Genomic DNA, 4,702 nt, shown 5'->3' on the forward strand with positions numbered 1-4,702 from the left:
GCTTTCAAGACTCGGTTAACAATTTGTAATATTCCTTGTTGACACCCTTACTGACAAAGAAAAAACTGAAATCAAGTCAGGATAAGGGTTGGAGTGCTTACTGCAAAAATTGTTAAGAAAGATCCCTATAAGGGATAGCTTGATAAGGGGGGTGTCTGACAACTTTTAACGCCTACCTACTTATTTATTCGCTCAACCCAACCTAAGAAACTGATTCTAGATGCCTTAAAATCTGTTCTCTTAAATCATCCAAATAATTCTCTACCACCTCCCAAACTGTATTAAGGTCAATTCCCCCTAAATAATCATGTACTAAAATATTCCTAAAACCAGAAATATTACGCCAGTCAACATTGGGAATATTTGCCTTTAATTCCTCCGAAAGCCTTTGAGTTGATTCTGCCAAAGTTTGTAAGCGTCTAATGATAGCATCGCTGATTATTGAATTAGCAAAAAACTCCTGTTTTCCTCCTTGGGAATAGTCCTTAATTTTATCAATACAGTCTAAAATATATTCAAGATAAACTCGATCTTCATTCATAACTTAATTGCCTCCTTTAAGATTCGCTGTTTAATTAGATGATGAAGGCTTTTTTCAGTTACTACATCCACTTTACACCCTAAGAGAGCCTCTAAATCAACTAATAATCCACCGGGAAACCAAGGGGATGTTTTAGCTAAATCATAATCAATTAAAAAATCAATATCACTATTTTCGGTTTCCTCTCCTCTAGCAACGGAACCAAATACACGCACATTAAAAGCACCATGTTTGGTGGCAATTTGTAGGATATCCTCTCGTTTGTCTTGTATGAGTTGTTTTAAGGTCATAAAATAACATCCCTCCCGAAGGTTTTTAATGAACAATTAACAGACTAGACTAGAAAAAACTAAATACTGATAACTCACCCCCCCACTTATTGCCCTAATTGCTGCAAAAATTGCATCACCTTTTCATCAGTTGCCATAATATTCTGTTGGTAGAATATTATAGCTGCTTGTTGTAGGTCAATTTTTGCTTTTTCGGTTTGTTTTAATTGGGCATATAAAAGACCACGACTACGGACCTTATGAACGATGGCTAAATAAGTAATCATTGATTTCTCATTTCAGGTTCGCATTAGATTATATTCTTCGCGGATTGATGAAGTTAGAGATTCCACTAAGATTAATTTTTCCTCAATTGACAGGTTTTTTCCTTGTTTAATTAATGTTTGTAAAGTCATTTTTTGCAAATCAAATTCCGGCACAAGTAGAGCCAATTCTTGTGTTTGTTGATTTTGTAAGTCAGTAATTAATTCTTGTAAAAATAGAGAATCATTACTTAAGTCTGAAATTTCATCTTCATAGTTTTCGAGAGCTTCTATTTGTTGAATACGGTCACTATAATTTTTGAGAAGGGATTCGAGAGCTTCGATAATAAATTGGATGTCTTTAAATGATAGAGTTTTCATAGTTTACCTCAACTTACACGATAAAAAAATTCACCAATTACCCTTAAGGCTTGTTGATAGGTTTCTATTGACATGGGAAATAAGGGTTTCCATAACCAGTGATTACCTCGATCATTAATTAATTCTAGCTCACTGGGAATAGAAATTCCCCGATCTAGTTTCCACCAGTTGTTTCCTATTCCCTGAACGGAAAAGGTCGAAATTCCCCCCGGTGTTTGTCCATCAACAAGGGTTTCTTTTACCCATATTTGCCCATTATTTTCATAGATAGCAATATCTTTGTTAGGACGAACATGATCCATTCTGGGAGATGTAGCATTACCTCTACGGTATAAATCAACGGGTGTTTTTATCATTTGTCACCTCCCTAATTCGCGTAAAAGTTGCATCACCTTTTCATAAGTTGCCATATTATCCTGCTGGTAGAATATTATAGCTGCTTGTTCTAGGTCAATTTTTGCTTTTTCGGTTTGTTTTAATTGGGCATATAAAACACCACGACTACGGATTATAGTAATCATAGCAATTATCGTCGATTGGGTTGACCCAAGGAAACCAAAGTAGGTTGGGTTGACGTAAGGAAACCCAACAACAGACCCAAGGAAACCCAAAAAAAAGATTCAGACAGATTTAGATTTTGGGTGTTGGGTTGCGCTTTTCCTGAGAATTGAGAGGTTTTCTTTAACATATTTATTCGCTCAACCCAACCTACAGTTTTGTAGGTTGGGTTGAGGCACGAAACCCAACAATACACCCAAGCAAACTACCGTAGGTTGGGCACGAAACCCAACAATAGATCCAAGGAAACCCAACAAAAAGATTCAGACGGATTTAGGTGTTGGGTGTTGGGTTTCGTTCCGATGACCCAACCTAGGAAACAATGCGATCGCTCTATTCATAGCCAACCTGCGTCGGAAAGATGATTTCTTCATTTGCGCCCCAGTCAATCTGATAGATTTCTTGTTGAACATAACGGTGAAAACTGGAATATTCCCAAGCTGAAGGAGCATTAACTAATCGATGTTTTACGGGATTATAATGGATGTAATCTACATGACAAATGAAATCTTGCTCGTTTTTGATTAAGTGTTCCCAGAACCGTCTTTGCCAGATAGTTTGTTCTTTTTTATTCTCTCTCGAAGTAGTCATTTTTCCGTGATATTGTGAATCGCAGTTACGACTAAAATAGCTTTTTATTAAACGCCAACGAGTGGAAAAATTGGCATCACCTTCGGGTAAAGTCCAAATGCAGTGCAGGTGGTCGGGTAAAATGACAATGGCATCGATTGTGAATGGGTGACGTTGCATAACGTAGCGAAATGCTTCTCGCAAGAGGGAGATATTTTCTGGTTCGCACAAGAATTTTTTACGCTTGTGAGTGACAAGGGTAAAAAAGTAAGTTCCTCCCTCAATTTTTGCCCTTCGATACTGCATAATAAATATTGATTATTCTGGCGCATAATCCCCCTTGTCGGTTGGATTGACCAAAGGAAAACCCAACAAAGCATAACTGGTGGATTTGTTGGGTTTCGTTCCTCCACCCAACCTACGAAACTATGAAACGATATGATCGCTCTTTTTTAAATCATATAGTAATCATAGCAATTACCGTCGATTGGGTTGACCCAAGGAAACTAAAGTAGGTTGGGTTGACGTAAGGAAACCCAACAATAGACCCAAGGAAACTACCGTAGGTTGGGTTGACGTAAGGAAACCCAACAATACACCCAAGGAAACTAAAGTAGGTTGGGTTGACGTAAGGAAACCCAACAATACACCCAAGGAAACCCAACAAAAAGATTCAGACAGATTTAGATTTTGGGTGTTGGGTTTCGCTTTCCCTGAGAATTGAGAGGTTTTCTTTAACATATTGATTCTACAAAACTGTAGGTTGGGTTGACGTAAGGAAACCCAACAATACACCCAAGGAAACTAAAGTAGGTTGGGTTGAGGCACGAAACCCAACAATACACCCAAGGAAACCCAACAAAAAGATTCAGACAGATTTAGGTGTTGGCTGTTGGGTTTCGCTTTCCCTGAGAATTGAGAGGTTTTCTTGAACATATTTATTCGCTCAAACCAAGCTAGGGACTGCACCTAGTTTTTTACACACAATTCCTGATGGTTTAAAATAGCTTCTGATACCTCAATGAGCAGAAAAGCGATCGCATCTTGATGATCCGCGTCGGTTAAAATGGTTTCGAGGGTGCTAGGGGTGGGAATTTCGTCCCCATCTGCCAACATAAAGGAAATATGACCTTTTAAGGCTTCAGTTGCCATTTTTTTCGCTTCTTCGATGGTTTCCCCTGCACTAATACAACCCGGAAAGTCATAAAATTGTACCCCATAATCACTATGGTTATCTTTATGAACGGTGGCTAAATAAGTAATCATTTATTTCTCCTTTATCGTAATTTAATACCAGCTTGTTTTTCGATACTGATTAGGGTTTTAAGGGGAATATCCTTTTTAGGGTGAGGAACAGTCACTTTCCCTTTTTTATGGGGATGTTTAAAATGATGATGACTTCCTGTTGTACCTACTTGATACCATCCCTCATCCTTCAGTTTTTTGATAATTTCTCGACTTTCCATAATTGATGATTTCTATTTCACCCCCCTAATTGTTGTAAAATCTGCATCACTTGTTCATAAGTTGCCATATTATTCTGTTGGCGGAATATTATGGCTGCTTGTTGTAGATCAATTTTTGCTTTTTCGGTTTGTTTTAATTCGGCATATAAATCACCACGACTACGGATTATAGTAATCATAGCAATTATCGTCGATTGGGTTGACCCAAGGAAACCCAACAAAAAGATTCAGACGGATTTAGGTGTTGGTTGTTGGGTTTCTACCGTAGGTTGGGTTGAGGCACGAAACCCAACAATACACCCAAGGAAACTAAAGTAGGTTGGGTTGAGGCACAAAACCCAACAATACACCCAAGGCAACCCAACAAAAAGATTCAGACAGATTTAGGTGTTGGGTGTTGGGTTTCGCTTTTCCTGAGAATTGAGAGGTTTTCTTTAACATATTTATTCGCTCAACCCAACCTACGAAACTGTAGGTTGGGTTGAGGCACGAAACCCAACAATACACCCAAGTAAACTACTGTAGGTTGGGTTGAGGCACGAAACCCAACTATAGACCCAAGGAAACCCAACAAAAAGATTCAGACGGATTTAGGTGTTGGTTGTTGGGTTTCTACCGTAGGTTGGGTTGAGGCACGAAACCCAACAATACACC

10 protein-coding genes are annotated in these 4,702 nt (G+C 38.5%); all 10 read right to left on the reverse strand.

Going from position 1 to position 4,702, the window contains the following annotated elements; genetic code table 11:
* Positions 1-202 precede the first annotated feature (202 nt).
* Positions 203-541, reverse strand: a complete 339-nt coding sequence (locus tag O9332_RS16645) for a HepT-like ribonuclease domain-containing protein (protein ID WP_002763044.1) — start codon at positions 539-541, stop codon at positions 203-205.
* Positions 538-831 carry a nucleotidyltransferase family protein gene (locus O9332_RS16650; RefSeq protein ID WP_002768612.1) on the reverse strand — a complete coding sequence of 98 codons (294 nt, stop codon included), beginning with the start codon at positions 829-831 and terminating at the stop codon, positions 538-540. Before O9332_RS16650 ends, O9332_RS16645 begins: the two co-directional genes overlap by 4 nt.
* Before the next feature lie 86 nt (positions 832-917).
* Positions 918-1,097, reverse strand: coding sequence for a hypothetical protein (locus tag O9332_RS16655; protein ID WP_288026498.1), 180 nt, complete (start codon positions 1,095-1,097; stop codon positions 918-920).
* Positions 1,098-1,109: 12 nt separating this feature from the next.
* Positions 1,110-1,454: a hypothetical protein gene (locus O9332_RS16660; RefSeq protein WP_104396060.1), complete on the reverse strand. Its 345-nt coding sequence runs from the start codon at positions 1,452-1,454 to the stop codon at positions 1,110-1,112.
* A gap of 8 nt (positions 1,455-1,462) precedes the next feature.
* On the reverse strand, positions 1,463-1,810 hold the full coding sequence (locus O9332_RS16665) for a Tse2 family ADP-ribosyltransferase toxin (protein WP_002763055.1): 348 nt from the start codon (positions 1,808-1,810) through the stop codon (positions 1,463-1,465).
* A gap of 3 nt (positions 1,811-1,813) precedes the next feature.
* The gene (locus tag O9332_RS16670) at positions 1,814-1,975 is read right to left on the reverse strand and encodes a hypothetical protein (protein WP_288026501.1); all 162 of its coding nucleotides are present in this window, start codon (positions 1,973-1,975) and stop codon (positions 1,814-1,816) included.
* Between the two features lie 370 nt (positions 1,976-2,345).
* Entirely contained in the window at positions 2,346-2,888 is a 543-nt protein-coding gene (locus tag O9332_RS16675; protein ID WP_079205648.1) for an REP-associated tyrosine transposase, read from the reverse strand.
* 663 nt (positions 2,889-3,551) lie between these two features.
* Positions 3,552-3,848 carry a type II toxin-antitoxin system HicB family antitoxin gene (locus tag O9332_RS16680; protein WP_002763050.1) on the reverse strand — a complete coding sequence of 99 codons (297 nt, stop codon included), beginning with the start codon at positions 3,846-3,848 and terminating at the stop codon, positions 3,552-3,554.
* An 11-nt stretch (positions 3,849-3,859) separates the two neighbouring features.
* Complete coding sequence (locus tag O9332_RS16685; protein WP_002768607.1) at positions 3,860-4,048, reverse strand: type II toxin-antitoxin system HicA family toxin; 189 nt, start codon at positions 4,046-4,048, stop codon at positions 3,860-3,862.
* A 17-nt stretch (positions 4,049-4,065) separates the two neighbouring features.
* Positions 4,066-4,227: a hypothetical protein gene (locus O9332_RS16690; protein ID WP_164516999.1), complete on the reverse strand. Its 162-nt coding sequence runs from the start codon at positions 4,225-4,227 to the stop codon at positions 4,066-4,068.
* Between the last annotated feature and the right edge of the window lie 475 nt (positions 4,228-4,702).

This window comes from Microcystis sp. LE19-10.1B, assembly GCF_027530565.1.
Classification (GTDB): domain Bacteria; phylum Cyanobacteriota; class Cyanobacteriia; order Cyanobacteriales; family Microcystaceae; genus Microcystis; species Microcystis aeruginosa.

Excerpts from the sequence above, each read along its gene's own strand:
- O9332_RS16645 (WP_002763044.1), bottom strand. The coding sequence starts at position 541 with ATGAATGAAGATCGAGTTTATCTTGAATATATTTTAGACTGTATTGAT.
- O9332_RS16650 (WP_002768612.1), bottom strand. The coding sequence starts at position 831 with ATGACCTTAAAACAACTCATACAAGACAAACGAGAGGATATCCTACAA.
- O9332_RS16655 (WP_288026498.1), bottom strand. The coding sequence starts at position 1,097 with ATGATTACTTATTTAGCCATCGTTCATAAGGTCCGTAGTCGTGGTCTT.
- O9332_RS16660 (WP_104396060.1), bottom strand. The coding sequence starts at position 1,454 with ATGAAAACTCTATCATTTAAAGACATCCAATTTATTATCGAAGCTCTC.
- O9332_RS16665 (WP_002763055.1), bottom strand. The coding sequence starts at position 1,810 with ATGATAAAAACACCCGTTGATTTATACCGTAGAGGTAATGCTACATCT.
- O9332_RS16670 (WP_288026501.1), bottom strand. The coding sequence starts at position 1,975 with ATGATTACTATAATCCGTAGTCGTGGTGTTTTATATGCCCAATTAAAA.
- O9332_RS16675 (WP_079205648.1), bottom strand. The coding sequence starts at position 2,888 with ATGCAGTATCGAAGGGCAAAAATTGAGGGAGGAACTTACTTTTTTACC.
- O9332_RS16680 (WP_002763050.1), bottom strand. The coding sequence starts at position 3,848 with ATGATTACTTATTTAGCCACCGTTCATAAAGATAACCATAGTGATTAT.
- O9332_RS16685 (WP_002768607.1), bottom strand. The coding sequence starts at position 4,048 with ATGGAAAGTCGAGAAATTATCAAAAAACTGAAGGATGAGGGATGGTAT.
- O9332_RS16690 (WP_164516999.1), bottom strand. The coding sequence starts at position 4,227 with ATGATTACTATAATCCGTAGTCGTGGTGATTTATATGCCGAATTAAAA.